Raw genomic sequence first — 14274 nt, forward strand, 5'->3', positions numbered from 1 at the left:
CTGGGCGGAAATCCGGCTGTGATCAGCGCACTTCCTCGATCAGTTTGAGACCTTCGGCAAAGGTCCAGATGCGCCGGATTTCGATCACATCGAACTGCACTGCGACGTTGGGCGGAAACACGCCGTAACGTTCGTTCAGCCGCACGATCCGCCTTACGGCCGCGTCAATGTCCGCGTGTCCGCTCGATCGCACGATCATCACCGATTCCACGCTGCCGTCGCTGCGGATCGCCACGCTCACGATCGGGTCGATGCGCACACGCTCCGCTGATAGCTGCGCGCCGTTCAGCAAACCGTTGCGCTCGATCTTCTGGCGGAAACTGTCGACGTAGAGCCGCAGCGGTACGTCGCGTTCCACCCCGTTCGACACCCGCCGGCGTGACGGCTCACCGGAGTCCGTTTGGCGCACGGCTGGCGGCGGGGCACCCAACACGTCGAGTCCGCGCAACATCTCCCGCGCGCGTGAGCCAAGATTCACGCCCGACACACTACCGGCCGCCTTCCCTGTGCCACCTGCGCCGCCAATTGCACCTTGCCCGATTCCTGCGGCCGCGCTCCCGTTGACAGTCAACGTTTCCTGACGCCGCGCGTCGGCAGCGGCACGCTCGCGGTCGGCGCGTGCCTGCTCATCTGCCTGCTTTTGTGCTTGCTGTCGCGCCTGTTCCGCTGCCTGCTGCTGCGCCAGGCGCTCCGCCTGCTGTCGCGCCTGTTCAGCCGCCCGCTGCTGCGCCAGGCGCTCCGCTTGCTGGCGTGCCTGTTCCGCCGCCTGCTGCTGCGCCAGGCGCTCCGCTTGCTGGCGTGCCTGTTCCGCCGCCTGCTGCTGCGCCAGGCGCTCCGCTTGCTGCCGCGCCTGTTCCGCCGCCTGCTGCTGCGCCAGGCGCTCCACTTGCTGCCCTGCCTGTTCCGCTGCCCGCTGCTGCGCCAACCGTTCCGCCTGCTGCCGCGCGAATTCCGCTGCCTGCTGTTGCGCCAGCCGTTCCGCTTGCTGCCGTGCCAGTTCCGTCGCCTGCTGCTGCGCCGAGCGCTCCGCCTGCTGCCGCGCCCGTTCCGCCTGCTGCTGTTGCGCCAACCGTTCCGCCTGCTGCCGCGCCTGTTCCGCTGCCTGCTGCCGCGCTAAGCGATCCGCCTGCTCCCGCGCCAATTCCGCCGCCTGTTGTTGCGCCGCCTGATCTGCCTGCTGCTGCCGCGCCTGCACCTCGGCCATGCGCTGCCGCTCCGCCTGTGCCGCGATCTCCGCCTGACGTCGGGAATCTTCCTCGGCACTCCGTTGCAAAACAAACGCACGTTCACGCTGCCGCGCTTCATCCTCCGCACGCTGCGCCGCTTGCTGCCGTGCCAATTCCTCCCCGCGTTTCTGCTCAACCGCCTGCGCAGCCGCCGCTGCCTCGTCGCGCGCCTTCCGCTCCTGCGCCAGTGCAATGGCCGCATCGACCTGCTGCGCCACCACAGTCACCGGCTCAGATGATTGGACTGGCTTGGCCTGCTCATCGTTCCCCATCGCTGAAGCTGCATCGATCTTGCCGGCCGCCATCCCCGTGCCCTTTTCGGTCCCTTCGCGCACCGAAATCGCATCCGCCTTGAGATCATCGAGCACCGCCTGCGGAACCGCGAACTCGCTGTCCTTGTTGATGTCTTGGGTGATGACGCGCTCCTTCAGCGCGAGCTCCGGCCGCTTCGCCGGCTTGGGCGCACGTCTCGTTGCTTTCGCACGAGCCGGCTTCGGCACGGCCGGCGCCGCGACTGGCTGCGGCCGTCGCGGCACAACGGTGAATCCCGATACCGCCGGCGCTGGTGTGGGAACCGGCGGCGGCTCCACGTTCGCGGCCACGACAGTGTCCGGTACCGGCGGCGGCACCGTGGCCACCTCGCTGGGCGCGGGAGCCAGCCGCACCATCAGCCGCGTCACCGCCGCCAAGCCCGCCTCCGGCACGTGGAAACGCAAGGACAGCAACACCGCGTGCGCCAGCAAGGACAGGACGAGTCCAGTAACCAGGCGTCGCGTCGCCTGGTCGTTGGCTGGATCCGGACTGCTCGCAATGGCTGGCATCGGGCTTAGGGAAATATTGTCGAGCTGCCAGCATAACGTTTTCTCGCAGGACACGCGAGGTGCGCACGATACGGAACACGCCACATGGCGATCTGGCAGAATGGGCCCGTCGCGGCACGTCTTCAGGAGGAACCATGGGGCCCGGATTCATCTTTGCGACCGGGATCGAAAACAGCAACCCGACCATTCAAAACGGCAGAGTCCGTGTCGACGAGCTGGAAAAATGCGGCCATTACCGCTACTGGCGCACCGACTTCGACCTGGTCCAGGAACTGGGCCTGAAGACGCTACGCTATGGCCCGCCCATCCACAAGACCTGGCTCGGCCCCAATCGCTACGACTGGGAATTTGCCGACATCACTTTCCAGGACCTGCGCCGACGCAACCTGGCGGTCATTGTTGACCTCTGCCATTTCGGCGTTCCCGACTGGATTGGCAATTTCCAGAATCCAGATTTCCCGGAGCTGTTCGCCGCTTACGCGCGCGCCTTCGCGGAGCGCTTTCCCTGGGTGCAACTGTACACGCCGATTAACGAAATGTTCGTGTGCGCCCTGTTCTCCACGCTCTACGGCTGGTGGAACGAGCAGGATCGCACCGACCGCGCCTTCGTCAACGCGGTCAAGCACATCGTCAAGGCCAACATCCTGGCCATGCAAGTCATTCTCGAAGTGCGCGCGGACGCCCTGTTCATCCAGAGCGAATCGTCGGAGTACTACCACGCGGAAAATCCGCAGGCCATCGGTCCCGCGGAGATCCACAACGCGCGCCGTTTCCTGTCGCTGGACCTGAACTATGGACGCCGCGTCGACTCTGGGATGTATGAGTACATGCTCGACAATGGCATGACCCGGGACGAATATCACTTCTTCTTGAACAATAATCTGAAGCACCACTGCATCATGGGCAACGATTATTACAAGACCAACGAGCACTACGTCTCGGCGGACGGCGCCACACGTTCGGCCGGTGAAATCTTCGGCTATGCCGTGATCACGCACCAGTATTACAACCGCTACCGCCTGCCGGTCATGCATACCGAAACCAATTTGTGCGAAGGCCCGAGCGGCAACGAAGCCGTAGAATGGCTGCACAAGGAATGGGCCAACGTGCTCCGCGTGCGCAACAACGGCGTCCCGCTGGTCGGCTTCACCTGGTACTCGCTGACCGACCAGGTCGACTGGGACACCGCGCTGCGCGAAAACAACGGCACGCCCAACGCGCTCGGCCTGTTCGACCTGAACCGCAGTATCCGCGCCGTCGGCCTCGCCTACCGCGAGCTGGTGCATTCATGGATGCAAGTGCTGCCGACCCAGAGCGTGTGCCTGCAGGTGCCGATCATCATGCCGAAGGAATACGACGAGGGCTGCGACGAACTGGTGGCAAGTAGCCGGCACACGCGCGCCGACGACCAGACCCTCGCGCCCGGCACCACGGAAACAAACGAATAATCGGAGGCAAACATGCGCTTCACCGGACAGTCGGTCATCGTCACCGGGGCCGCCGGCGGCATCGGGCTGGCGACCGCGACCCGCTTCGCGCAGGAAGGCGCGAACCTCGTGCTGGTCGGCCACCACGTCGATACGCTGGCGCGCGCCGAGCAGCATTTGCAGGCGGGCGGCGCGCAAAACGTCTATAGCTGCGTGTGTGATGTCAGCGACGAGGAGCAGGTCAAGAAGAGCGTCGACGCCACGATTGCGCGCTACGGTCGCCTGGACGTGGTGGTCAACAACGCCGGCGTCATGACCTTCAAGCCGCTGCAGGACCAGACCGCCGAGGACTGGACCAGCGTGTTGCACGTGGATTTGCTCGGCGCCTTCTTCTTCACCAAATATGCATTCCGGACCATGACGAACGGCGGTGCCATCGTCAACATCTCCAGCATCCATGCGATCGAGACCGAGCCGATGGCCGCGCCCTACGCCGCAGCCAAGGCAGCACTGCTGTCGCTGACCCGTTCATCGGCACTGGAGGGCCGGCCGAAGAACATCCGCGTCAACGCGGTGTTGCCGGGCGCAATCGATACACCCATGCTCTGGGAAAATCCGAACGTGAAGTCTGGCGAGGAACACATCGACCCGCTGGACGTTGGCAAGCCGGAGGACGTCGCCTCGGCAATCGCCTACCTCGCGTCGGCGGATGCGGCGTTTGTGCAGGGCGCAATGCTGCGGGTGGATGGCGGCCGCCTCGACCGCCTGTAGCCGCTTTAATCAGTTCAGCTGCTTTTCACCGGGTCGCAAGGTCAGGACCCGCACGCCGTTTGCGGTCACGGCGACGGTATGTTCGAACTGCGCCGACAATTTCCCGTCGCAGGTGACGACGGTCCAGCCATCGTCCTCGGTCTCCACCACGTTGCTGCCCTGGTTGATCATCGGCTCGATGGTGAACACCATTCCTTCGCGCAGGATCAGGCCGGTGCGCGGCTTACCCCAGTGCAGGACTTCCGGCGCCTCGTGCATTTCTCGCCCGATGCCGTGGCCACAGTATTCCCTGACAACGGAGTAGCCGTTCTTTCTAGCATGCTGCTCGATGGCGAAACCGACGTCACCCAGCCTGGCACCGGGCCGCACCGCCTTGATGCCTTTCCACAGCGCCTCGTACGTCACTTGCACCAAGCGCTTCGCCTGCGCCGACACTTCGCCCACAAGATAGGTCTTGCTGGAATCAGCGATATAGCCGTTCTTCTCCAGCGTGATATCGAAATTCACGATATCCCCGCTTTCCAGGATGTCCTTGGTCGAAGGAACGCCGTGGCAGACCACGCGGTTGGGAGAGGAGTTGAGCGCGTAGGCGAAGCCGTATTGCCCCTTGCTCGCCGGTCGGGCTTTCAGTTCATTGACGATGAAGCTGTCGACCAGGTCGTTGACCTGCATCGTCGACATGCCGATCAAATCCAGGCGATCCAGATGGGCAAACACTTCTGCGAGCAGCCTGCCCGACTCAGCCATCACTTCGATTTCTTCCGGGCTTTTAATCATACGGCGGCCGCCCTTGGTGGGTGCGCCGTAACGCCAGCCGCGCGGAGTTCACCGGCGACAATCTCATTAAAACTTTGGGTCGGGTTCATTTCGCACAACATGCCGATCTTGATCCAGAACGCCGCTTGCGCGTTGATCGACCTACACGAAACCGCACTCGCCTTCCGAATCTGGTCGTGCAGCTCTTCGTCGATGTTCACAATGCCCATTTCGCCCTCAATATACGATTCATATACGAATTATATATTAGCTCAACCATCGCGCGCAAAGTCGTCCTGCGACCGACAAGCTATACTGCTGCGGCTCGCAACAACAACCCGAGCGTCGTTCCTGCGCAGGCGGGAACCCCGTTTCATTCGCCGGCCAATTCAATTCAAGAGTCACTCTTCATGCAGGACAAATTCCATTCGATAAGCACTCCGCTAACGTCCGAGTTCATCCATGGCGCAGTCGAGATCGAACAAACCCGGGCCGGGCTCCTGCCTCACCGCCTCCCCGCCTGGGCACGCGCCCAATGCCCGGACTGGCAATTGGAAATGGCCGAGTCGCAACCCTCAGGCATCCGCCTGATTTTCCAAACCACGGCCAGCTACGTGTATTTGGTCACGCTGCCAACCAAGCGCGTCTATGCCTACATGTCGCCGCGGCCGGATGGTGTCTATGACCTGCTGGTCGACGGTCAACTGACGCTGCAAGTAAGTGTCTCGGGTGGCAACGTGATGACGATCGACATGGCGGCCGGCACGCAGACCGTCGTCGCCGGCGCACCGCAGATCATCCAGTTCGACAATCTCCCGCCCGGGTCGAAAACAGTCGAGATCTGGTTGCCGTACGATGAGACAACGGAACTGAAGGCGCTGCACTCCGATGCGCCGATCTTCCCGGTTGCGGCCCCTCCAAAGCGCCGCTGGCTCCACCACGGCAGCTCCATCAGTCATGGATCAAATGCCGCGAGTCCAACCGGCATCTGGCCGGTGATCGCCGCTCAGCGCGCCGGCCTTGAGCTCGTGAATCTCGGCTTCGGCGGCAACGCCTTGCTGGATCCGTTTACGGCGCGCACGATGCGCGACCTGCCTGCCGACCTCATCAGCGTCAAACTCGGAATCAACCTCGTCAACAAAGACGTGATGCGCCTGCGCGCCTTTGGCCCGGCGGTGCACGGCTTCCTCGATACGATCCGCGAAGGACACCCGACCACACCGCTGCTCGTCATTTCGCCGATCTATTGCCCCATCCACGAAGACGCGCCCGGTCCGACGATGGTCGACACGGGCCAGCTCCGCAAAGGCAAACTGGTGTTCCGCGCCTCCGGAAACGCGAACGAGGTCGGGCAAGGCAAGCTGACGCTGCGCGTGATCCGCAAGGAGCTCGAAGCAATCGTCCAGCAGCGGTCCGCCAAGGATCCCAACATTCATTACCTGGACGGCACCGCACTCTACGGCCAGGACGATAACGCCAGCCTTCCGCTCCCTGACGAGCTTCACCCCGACGCCGCTGCGCATCAACTCATTGGGGAACGATTTGCCGACCTTGCCTTCGCAGGCAGCTCGTTCGGCAAACAGCGATGATTCTTGAAACCGGCTGGTTTCCAGTGAGCTAGCGCAGCGGCCAAAACCACACCTCGGCCGACGACCAGTAGCAGGTGCTCGCGCATTGCAGGTCGCTCATCGTCGCCGGTTCCACCAGGTCGATATGCCCCTGTGTCGAACCCGGGCCGTAAATACCCATGCATGGAGAATGGATGCCAAGATAGGCAACCAGCAGCGGTGCCGCTGCTGCCCTTGCGCTGCTCGGCCGGCAGGCGCTTGATGTAGTCGGCGGCGCCGTGGCGAGTTCGTCTGTCTTGACCGGCTGCGTAGCGCACCAAGCCTTGCCTGCTACCGCATCCTGCACCCCATCCACATAAGCAAAGGCGCGGTCGCGCTCGCGGTAGCCGAAAGCATCCACGTGCTGGATCAGTTCATTGCGATGCTGGTACGCAGGCGCAGCCAGGGAGAGCGCAGGCAGCGCCGCTCCAATGAAGAGTAAGATGAGTCGCACGGGCATCCTTTCTCGGGAATGCCCATGATGGCGAATCGCCTATTTCGTTCACTGCGTGCGCGCAAGGTTTGGATTACGCCGTCCCCTACGGCGAGTTTCCCTCGCTCGATTGGATTGGCCTGCCCAGTAGGAATCGAACCTACGACCCTCAGCTTAGAAGGCTGATGCTCTATCCAACTGAGCTATGGGCAGATATGAGCGCAAGATGCGCAGATGAAAAAACGGGCCGTCGATCGACAGCCCGCTCTTAAACGGTGGTCGGAGTACAAGGATTCGAACCTTGGACCCCCTGCTCCCAAAGCAGGTGCGCTACCGGGCTGCGCTACACTCCGAGTAATTTCATCATACCGCGCCGGGTATGGCGCGTCAATGTAAGCCCGGTTTCCGTCAGGCAGCGACCTTGTCGGCGATACGCTTGGCCATGCTCTCCGCCAGGCTTGCGCTCTTCGCTTCGACCATGACGCGGATCAAGGGTTCAGTGCCAGACGGCCGGATCAGCACGCGGCCCGCATCGCCCAGCTCGCGCTCGACTGCTTCCTTCTCGGCAACCAGCGCCGGATCGCGGGTCCAGTCGAAGCCAGGGTTCACGCGCTTGTTGATCAGGGTCTGTGGATACAGCTTGAGCTCGTTGCAGCATTCGGCCAGCGACTTGTTGCCGCGCTTCAGGGCCGACAAGACTTGCAGCGCCGAGATGATGCCATCGCCCGTCGTATGCTTGTCGAGCGCCAGCAGATGGCCCGAGCCTTCGCCGCCGAACAGCCAGCCGCGCTCCTTCATCACTTCCAGCACGTAGCGGTCGCCGACCTTGGCGCGCGCGAAGCCAATGCCGAGTTCCTTGAACGCCACTTCCAGCGCCATATTGGTCATCAGCGTGCCGACCGCGCCCTGCACCGGCCCGACGGACTGGCGGTCGCGCACCATCACGTACAGCAGCTCGTCGCCGTTGTACAGGCGGCCGTTGGCGTCGCACATGATCAGGCGGTCGGCGTCGCCGTCCAGCGCAATGCCGAGGTCGGCCTGGTTCGCCACCACCGCTTCCGACATCGCCTTGGGCGCGGTCGCGCCGACGCCGGCGTTGATGTTGAAGCCGTCCGGCTTGGCGCCGATGGCGATCACTTCCGCGCCCAGCTCGTGAAACACGTGCGGCGCGATGTCGTAGGCGGCGCCGTGCGCGCAGTCGACCACGATCTTCAGGCCGCGCAGGTCGAGCTCATTCGGGAAGGTGCTCTTGCAGAACTCGATGTAGCGTCCGCCCGCATCGCGCAGGCGCGTCGCGCGGCCCAGCTTGTCGGACGGCACGCAGCCCATCGGCTGGTCGAGCGCTTCTTCGATCTCCAGCTCCACCGCGTCCGGCAGCTTGGTGCCGTGTTCGGAGAAGAACTTGATGCCATTGTCCTGGAACGGGTTGTGCGAGGCCGAGATCACGACGCCGGCCTGCAGGCGCAGTGCGCGCGTCAGGTAAGCGATCGCCGGGGTCGGCATCGGGCCGGCCAGCATCACGTCCACGCCGGCCGCGGAAAAGCCCGCTTCCAGCGCCGCTTCCAGCATGTAGCCGGAGATGCGCGTGTCCTTGCCGATCAGGACCACCGGACGGCCGCTGCTGGAGGCCGTGCCCTTGGCCAGCACGCGGCCCGCGGCGTAGCCCAGACGCATGACGAAATCTGGCGTGATGGGCGACTCGCCCACCAGGCCGCGGACGCCATCGGTACCGAAATATTTGCGCGCCATTCTGTTCTCTTCTTCTATCAGTTAGTCGGTAGTCGCCGCTTGCCACACCTTGAGCGCGTCAACTGTGTCTTCTACATCATGCACTCTGACAATTCTAGCGCCATGCGCCACCGCAGCCAATGCCGCACTCAAACTTCCTGCGAGACGTTTCTCCACAGTACGTCCGGTGACCGCGCCGATCATCGACTTGCGCGACATCCCGGCCAGCACTGGCAGGCCGACTTCGTCGCGGATCCGGCCCAGCTGGCGCAGCAGCAAATAGTTGTGTTCCAGCGTCTTGCCGAAGCCGAAGCCGGGGTCGACGCAGATGCGCTCGCGCTCGACGCCGCCCGCGACCAGCGCATCCACGCGCTCGCGCAGGAAGGCGGTCACCTCGCCCACCACATCCGCATAGACCGGCTGGTCCTGCATGTGTTGCGGAGTTCCCTGCATGTGCATGACGCACAGCCCACAATCGCTGTTTGCCACCGCCTCGATGGCGCCCGGCGCGCGGAAACCGTTGATGTCATTGATCATGTCCGCGCCCGCGATGATGGCTTCGCGCATCACCTCCGGCTTGCAGGTATCCACCGACAGCGGCTTCTCCATGCCGTGCAGCGCGTACAGGACCGGCATCACGCGCGCCAGTTCGTCGGCCACCGTCACGCTCGGCGAACCCGGCCGGGTCGACTCGCCGCCGATGTCGATCATGTCGACGCCGGCCGCGACCATCAGCTCGGCCCGCTCGACGGCGAATTCGAGCGACTGGAACTGGCCGCCATCGGAAAAGGAATCGGGGGTGACGTTGAGGATGCCCATCACCAGCGGCCGCTTGTCGAGCTTGAAGTCGAAGCGCCCGCACTGCAGGAATTGACGCATAGGAGTGTGTAGACGTTAACGAGCAAAAGGCATCCGCTGGATGCCTTTTGTGGGGTGGATCAGGCGATCACGCCGGGGCGGTCTGGTTCTGGGGCACGCCGCCGCCGCTGTCGCTCGGCGGGTTGCGCTTGGTCAGCACGCCGGCCTTTGGCGGCCGCGGCTCATTGCCGGCCATGATGTCGTTGATCTGGTCGGCGTCGATGGTTTCCCATTCGAGCAGCGCCTTGGTCATCATCTCGACCTTGGCCCGGTTTTCTTCCAGCAGGCGGCGCGCCAGCCCGTATTGCTGGTCGAGGATGGTGCGGATCTCGGCGTCCACCTTCTGCTGGGTTGCCTCGGAGATGGTCTTGGTCGAGCCGCCGAAGAAGCCTTCGTTGGCGTCGTCTTCGTACACCATCACGCCCATGCTCTCGGACATGCCGAAGCGCGTCACCATCGAGCGCGCCAGCTTGGTCGCGCGCGAAAAGTCGTTCGAGGCGCCGGTCGACATCTGGCCGACGAAGATCTCCTCGGCGATGCGGCCGCCGAACAGGATCGAGATTTCCTCGAGCATCTTGTCCTTGTAGCCGGACAGGCTGTCATGTTCCGGCAGCTGCCAGGTCAGGCCGAGCGCGTAGCCGCGCGGCATGATGGTGACCTTGTGCACCGGATCGGCCTTCGGCAGCAACTTGGCGACCACCGCGTGGCCCGACTCGTGGTAGGCCGTGTTGCGGCGCTCTTCCTCGCGCATGACCATCGACTTGCGCTCCGGGCCCATGAAGATCTTGTCCTTGGCGTCCTCGAAATCGCTCATCTCGACCAGGCGCTTGCTGCGGCGCGCCGCGAACAGCGCGGCCTCGTTGACCAGGTTGGCCAGGTCGGCGCCCGAGAAGCCCGGGGTGCCGCGCGCCAGGATGTCGGCCTTGACGTCGGTGGCGATGGGGACCTTGCGCATGTGAACATTCAGGATCTGCTCGCGGCCACGGATGTCCGGCAGGCCCACCATCACCTGGCGGTCGAAACGGCCCGGACGCAGCAGTGCCTTGTCCAGCACGTCGGCGCGGTTGGTGGCGGCGATCACGATCACGCCCGAGGACGCCTCGAAGCCGTCCATTTCCACCAGCAGCTGGTTCAGGGTCTGCTCACGCTCGTCGTTGCCGCCGCCCATGCCGGCGCCGCGATGGCGGCCGACGGCGTCGATCTCGTCGATGAAGATGATGCAGGGCGAATGCTTCTTGGCGTTTTCGAACATGTCGCGCACGCGGGACGCGCCCACGCCGACGAACATCTCGACGAAGTCCGAGCCGGAAATCGAGAAGAACGGCACCTTGGCTTCGCCCGCGATGGCGCGCGCCAGCAGGGTCTTACCGGTACCCGGGGGGCCGACCATCAGCACGCCGCGCGGGATGCGGCCGCCCAGTTTCTGGAACTTGGTCGGGTCTTTCAGGAAGTCGACGATCTCGGTCACTTCTTCTTTCGCTTCGTCGCAGCCGGCGACGTCGGCGAAAGTCACGGTATTGTTGGTTTCATCCATCATGCGCGCCTTGCTCTTGCCGAACGAGAACGCGCCGCCCTTGCCGCCACCCTGCATCTGGCGCATGAAGAACACCCACACGCCGATCAGCAGCAGCATCGGGAACCAGGAGATGAACACTTGCTGGAGGAACGAAGGCTCCTCGGGCGGCTTGATGTCGAAATGGATGTTGTTGTCGCGCAGGTCGCCGACCAGGCCGCGGTCCAGCACGGTGCCGGTCGAACGTACCTTGGTGTCGTCGGTCCGGGTCGCCGTGATGGTGGTCCCTTCGATGACCATGTCCTTGATGCGGTGCGCCTTGACGTCGTCGAGCAGCTCGGAATAAGCAATGGTCTTGCTGCCGCCGGAAGTGCTGTGGTTGTCGAACTGCTTAAACAGCATAAACAACAGCAGCGCGACGACCACCCAGATGGCGGACTTGGAAAACATATTATTCACGAAAACTCCTTCGATGCGGCACGCATCTGACAGATTTAGAATGCCGATGCCGATTTTACCTGCAATAAGCAGGCCGTGCCACGCGTCACTACCGGGGCGTGTCGAAATACCACTTTATTAATATTTCGGTACACTCCAGCAAGCGATGTGGCGCCGCACGACATGCCTCTCGCGAGTGATGTGCGGCTGCAGGCTCAAATATCAAGGGCTGGGCCGTCGTTTTCGCCATCTTTTTGTTGGGCTGGACGCTTGAGCCCGCGCCCCAGCAGGAAAATCTCGGACGATTTGTCGCGGCTGGCCTTGGGTTTGACCTGTTTGACGGTCTTGAATTCGTCGCGGAACTTCTCCAGGATCTGGGTGAAGCCCATATCCTTGAAACACTTCACCAACAATGCCCCCGATGGCTTCAGGTGGAGTTGAGAGAACTCAATCGCCAAATCGATCAGGTGTTCCATGCGCGCGGCGTCGGCCGCGGGGATGCCGGACAGGTTCGGCGCCATGTCCGACAGCACCAGGTCGGCCTTGCGGCCGGACAGCAGCTGGTCCAGCTGGCCCAGGATTTCCTCCTCGCGGAAATCGCCCTGGATGAAATGCATATCGGCGATCGGCTCCATCGGCAGGATGTCCAGGCCGATCATGGTGCCGTGGATGCCGCCGCCCTCCTTGCCGGCCAGCTTGCGCCGGGTGTACTGGCCCCAGCTGCCGGGGGTGCAGCCGAGGTCGACGATCACCTGGCCCGGCTTGATCAGCTTCTCGGCCTCGTCGATTTCCTTGAGCTTGTAGGCGGCGCGCGCGCGGTAACCTTCCTTCTGGGCCAACTTCACATACGGGTCGTTGATGTGGTCGTGCAACCAGTTTTTATTTAATTTGTTCTTGGCCATTCGCGTAGAATACTGCTTTTAAAGGATCATCAAAATACATAATATGCTTACACTCACTCCCGCCGAACGCAGCGCCCTGCGCGCCGAAGCCCACGGGCTCAATCCTGTAGTCATGATCGGCGAAGCCGGCCTGACCCCGGCGGTCATGAAAGAAATCTCGTCCAGCCTGGACGCGCACGGCCTGATCAAGGTGCGCGTGTTCGGCGACGACCGCGAGGCGCGCATCGCCATCTACGAACAGATCTGCGAAGAACTGGACGCCTCGCCCGTGCAGCACATCGGCAAGCTGCTGGTGCTGTACCGCCCGAAGAAAGAGGCGGACAAGGAACGCGCCGGCAAGACCGGCAAGGGCATGCGCATGGTCACCATCGTCAAGCCGAGCCCGAGCGGCCGGACCAAGCCGACCGTGAAGAAGGTCCTGCTCAAGGGGAACGAACGGGTGACCGCCGGCGGCAACGTCAAACGCGCCAAGCCGCGCCAGGCCAGCACCAAGAAAAGCGCGCTGAACAAGTGATTGAAAAGACCGGGACCAGTTCCCGGTTTTTTTATGCATTAACCGCTACTCACAACTCGTCGTCCCCGCGAAGGCCGGGCCCCATCCTGAGCCCACAGCACTGCGGCTCATGCTTTCCCCACCCAATCCAATCCCTCGTCCCGGCGCAGGCCGGGACCCATGCTGAGTGAGCGGATACGCTGCGCTCGGAAGCATTGCCTCCGCTCGCATATTCCATGGGTCCCCGCCTGCGCGGGGACGACGGTTTTGGAAGCAGGGGCAAGCGACAAGCTAGCGGCTTTTCAGCACCAGCACCACACCCAGCGCGCTCTCGACCAAGTGCAGCAGCTGCGACACCCCATGCATCACCGCGAACTGAGTCCAATACGGCGACGCCCTCACCCCGGCCGGCCCGGCCAGCTCACGCAGATGCGCCATCGCCGGCTGCAGCCCGAGATAGACCGCCAGTGCACACGCCAGCATCGCCGCGATGACGATCACCAGCGAACGCCGCCGCTTCGCATCCAGGTCCGGCGCGAATCGCGCCAGGCCAAGCAGCAGGACCGCGCAAACGATCGCGATCCACGCCTGCCGCGCCAGCAGCGCGCCGACGACATCGCCCGCCTGCCCCGTGCCCAGCATGCCGAACACGGTCGGCGCCGCGACGTAGCCGAGCGCCCACAGGCTGCCGGCCCACAGGACCGCCAGCAGCAGGCGCACGGCAGGCAGCACCGCGGCGCGCCCGGCCATCAGATGTAGCGGACTTCCAGGATTTCGTACTCGCGCGGGCCGGACGGCGCCTGCACCTCGACCACGTCGCCGGCGTACTTGCCGATCAGGGCGCGCGCGATCGGCGAGGTCACCGAGATCTTGGCCACCTTCAGGTCAGCCTCGTCGATGCCGACGATCTGGTAGGTGACCTTCTGGCCATTTTCCAGGTCCTCGAGGGCGACGGTCGACGCGAACACCACGCGGCCTTCCGCGTCCAGCGTCGACGGGTCGATGATCTGCGCACTGCCCAATTTGGCTTCCAGTTCGGCGATGCGGCCCTCGATGAAAGCCTGGCGCTCCTTGGCCGCGTCGTACTCGGCGTTCTCGGACAGGTCGCCGTGCGAGCGCGCCTCGGCGATCGCCTCGATCACCTTCTTGCGTTCCTGCGTTTTGAGCTGATGCAGTTCTTCCTTCAGGAGCTGGGCGCCGAATTTGGTAAGTGGAACTGTTGTGTTCATAGTTTTCTGCTTCTAGCGATTGTTCGTGACCGTACCAAGCGAAAACCACAGAGGCGCACGGCTTGGGCCGCA

14 protein-coding genes and 2 tRNA genes are annotated in these 14274 nt (G+C 63.5%); 4 read left to right on the plus strand and 12 right to left on the minus strand.

Annotated features, from left to right (window positions below):
• Positions 1–22: 22 nt before the first annotated feature.
• Positions 23–2101, minus strand: a complete 2079-nt coding sequence (gene tolA / locus NX778_RS18325) for a cell envelope integrity protein TolA (protein ID WP_258813227.1) — start codon at positions 2099–2101, stop codon at positions 23–25.
• Positions 2102–2181: 80 nt separating this feature from the next.
• Between tolA and NX778_RS18330 the strand changes: the two genes are divergently transcribed.
• On the plus strand, positions 2182–3495 hold the full coding sequence (locus NX778_RS18330; RefSeq protein ID WP_258813228.1) for a family 1 glycosylhydrolase: 1314 nt from the start codon (positions 2182–2184) through the stop codon (positions 3493–3495).
• A 12-nt stretch (positions 3496–3507) separates the two neighbouring features.
• Positions 3508–4245, plus strand: a complete 738-nt coding sequence (locus tag NX778_RS18335; protein ID WP_258813229.1) for an SDR family NAD(P)-dependent oxidoreductase — start codon at positions 3508–3510, stop codon at positions 4243–4245.
• A 9-nt stretch (positions 4246–4254) separates the two neighbouring features.
• Here NX778_RS18335 and map read toward each other — a convergent pair whose 3' ends face one another.
• Positions 4255–5022: a type I methionyl aminopeptidase gene (gene map, locus NX778_RS18340; RefSeq protein ID WP_258813230.1), complete on the minus strand. Its 768-nt coding sequence runs from the start codon at positions 5020–5022 to the stop codon at positions 4255–4257.
• Positions 5019–5231: a ParD-like family protein gene (locus NX778_RS18345; RefSeq protein WP_258813231.1), complete on the minus strand. Its 213-nt coding sequence runs from the start codon at positions 5229–5231 to the stop codon at positions 5019–5021. The genes map and NX778_RS18345 overlap by 4 nt, the downstream gene beginning before the upstream one ends.
• Before the next feature lie 180 nt (positions 5232–5411).
• On the opposite strand from NX778_RS18345, the gene NX778_RS18350 reads away from it, so the two are divergent.
• Positions 5412–6590 carry a GDSL-type esterase/lipase family protein gene (locus tag NX778_RS18350; RefSeq protein ID WP_258813232.1) on the plus strand — a complete coding sequence of 393 codons (1179 nt, stop codon included), beginning with the start codon at positions 5412–5414 and terminating at the stop codon, positions 6588–6590.
• A gap of 28 nt (positions 6591–6618) precedes the next feature.
• Here the strand turns inward: NX778_RS18350 and NX778_RS18355 are convergent, their stop codons facing one another.
• From NX778_RS18355 to NX778_RS18385, 7 genes are all read right to left on the minus strand, one after another.
• A complete protein-coding gene (locus NX778_RS18355; protein WP_258813233.1) occupies positions 6619–7068 on the minus strand; it encodes a hypothetical protein in 450 nt (149 codons plus the stop codon).
• 109 nt (positions 7069–7177) lie between these two features.
• Positions 7178–7254, minus strand: a tRNA-Arg gene (locus NX778_RS18360).
• A gap of 63 nt (positions 7255–7317) precedes the next feature.
• A tRNA-Pro gene (locus NX778_RS18365) sits at positions 7318–7394 on the minus strand.
• A gap of 55 nt (positions 7395–7449) precedes the next feature.
• Positions 7450–8790 carry a phosphoglucosamine mutase gene (glmM, locus tag NX778_RS18370; RefSeq protein WP_258813234.1) on the minus strand — a complete coding sequence of 447 codons (1341 nt, stop codon included), beginning with the start codon at positions 8788–8790 and terminating at the stop codon, positions 7450–7452.
• A gap of 21 nt (positions 8791–8811) precedes the next feature.
• Positions 8812–9648 (minus strand): dihydropteroate synthase, encoded by an 837-nt coding sequence (folP, locus tag NX778_RS18375; protein ID WP_258813235.1) that lies wholly within the window; start codon positions 9646–9648, stop codon positions 8812–8814.
• Between the two features lie 67 nt (positions 9649–9715).
• The gene (gene ftsH, locus NX778_RS18380; protein ID WP_258813236.1) at positions 9716–11599 is read right to left on the minus strand and encodes an ATP-dependent zinc metalloprotease FtsH; all 1884 of its coding nucleotides are present in this window, start codon (positions 11597–11599) and stop codon (positions 9716–9718) included.
• Positions 11600–11793: 194 nt separating this feature from the next.
• A complete protein-coding gene (locus NX778_RS18385) occupies positions 11794–12480 on the minus strand; it encodes an RlmE family RNA methyltransferase (protein ID WP_258813237.1) in 687 nt (228 codons plus the stop codon).
• Positions 12481–12523: 43 nt separating this feature from the next.
• Here NX778_RS18385 and yhbY point away from each other — a divergent pair, with 43 nt between their 5' ends.
• Positions 12524–12994 (plus strand): ribosome assembly RNA-binding protein YhbY, encoded by a 471-nt coding sequence (gene yhbY / locus NX778_RS18390; RefSeq protein WP_258813238.1) that lies wholly within the window; start codon positions 12524–12526, stop codon positions 12992–12994.
• Positions 12995–13264: 270 nt separating this feature from the next.
• On the opposite strand, the gene NX778_RS18395 is transcribed toward yhbY, so the two are convergent.
• On the minus strand, positions 13265–13723 hold the full coding sequence (locus tag NX778_RS18395) for a DUF4149 domain-containing protein (RefSeq protein WP_258813239.1): 459 nt from the start codon (positions 13721–13723) through the stop codon (positions 13265–13267).
• Entirely contained in the window at positions 13723–14202 is a 480-nt protein-coding gene (gene greA, locus NX778_RS18400; protein WP_258813240.1) for a transcription elongation factor GreA, read from the minus strand. The genes NX778_RS18395 and greA overlap by 1 nt, the downstream gene beginning before the upstream one ends.
• Positions 14203–14274: the final 72 nt, after the last annotated feature.

Origin of the sequence: Massilia terrae (assembly GCF_024753145.1) — a bacterium.
GTDB lineage: Bacteria > Pseudomonadota > Gammaproteobacteria > Burkholderiales > Burkholderiaceae_D > Telluria > Telluria terrae.

Coding starts and splice junctions, on each gene's coding strand:
- NX778_RS18345 (WP_258813231.1), bottom strand. CDS start 5,231: ATGGGCATTGTGAACATCGACGAAGAGCTGCACGACCAGATTCGGAAG.
- NX778_RS18395 (WP_258813239.1), bottom strand. CDS start 13,723: ATGGCCGGGCGCGCCGCGGTGCTGCCTGCCGTGCGCCTGCTGCTGGCG.
- map (WP_258813230.1), bottom strand. CDS start 5,022: ATGATTAAAAGCCCGGAAGAAATCGAAGTGATGGCTGAGTCGGGCAGG.
- yhbY (WP_258813238.1), top strand. CDS start 12,524: ATGCTTACACTCACTCCCGCCGAACGCAGCGCCCTGCGCGCCGAAGCC.
- greA (WP_258813240.1), bottom strand. CDS start 14,202: ATGAACACAACAGTTCCACTTACCAAATTCGGCGCCCAGCTCCTGAAG.
- NX778_RS18335 (WP_258813229.1), top strand. CDS start 3,508: ATGCGCTTCACCGGACAGTCGGTCATCGTCACCGGGGCCGCCGGCGGC.
- glmM (WP_258813234.1), bottom strand. CDS start 8,790: ATGGCGCGCAAATATTTCGGTACCGATGGCGTCCGCGGCCTGGTGGGC.
- NX778_RS18355 (WP_258813233.1), bottom strand. CDS start 7,068: ATGCCCGTGCGACTCATCTTACTCTTCATTGGAGCGGCGCTGCCTGCG.
- NX778_RS18330 (WP_258813228.1), top strand. CDS start 2,182: ATGGGGCCCGGATTCATCTTTGCGACCGGGATCGAAAACAGCAACCCG.
- NX778_RS18350 (WP_258813232.1), top strand. CDS start 5,412: ATGCAGGACAAATTCCATTCGATAAGCACTCCGCTAACGTCCGAGTTC.
- NX778_RS18385 (WP_258813237.1), bottom strand. CDS start 12,480: ATGGCCAAGAACAAATTAAATAAAAACTGGTTGCACGACCACATCAAC.
- folP (WP_258813235.1), bottom strand. CDS start 9,648: ATGCGTCAATTCCTGCAGTGCGGGCGCTTCGACTTCAAGCTCGACAAG.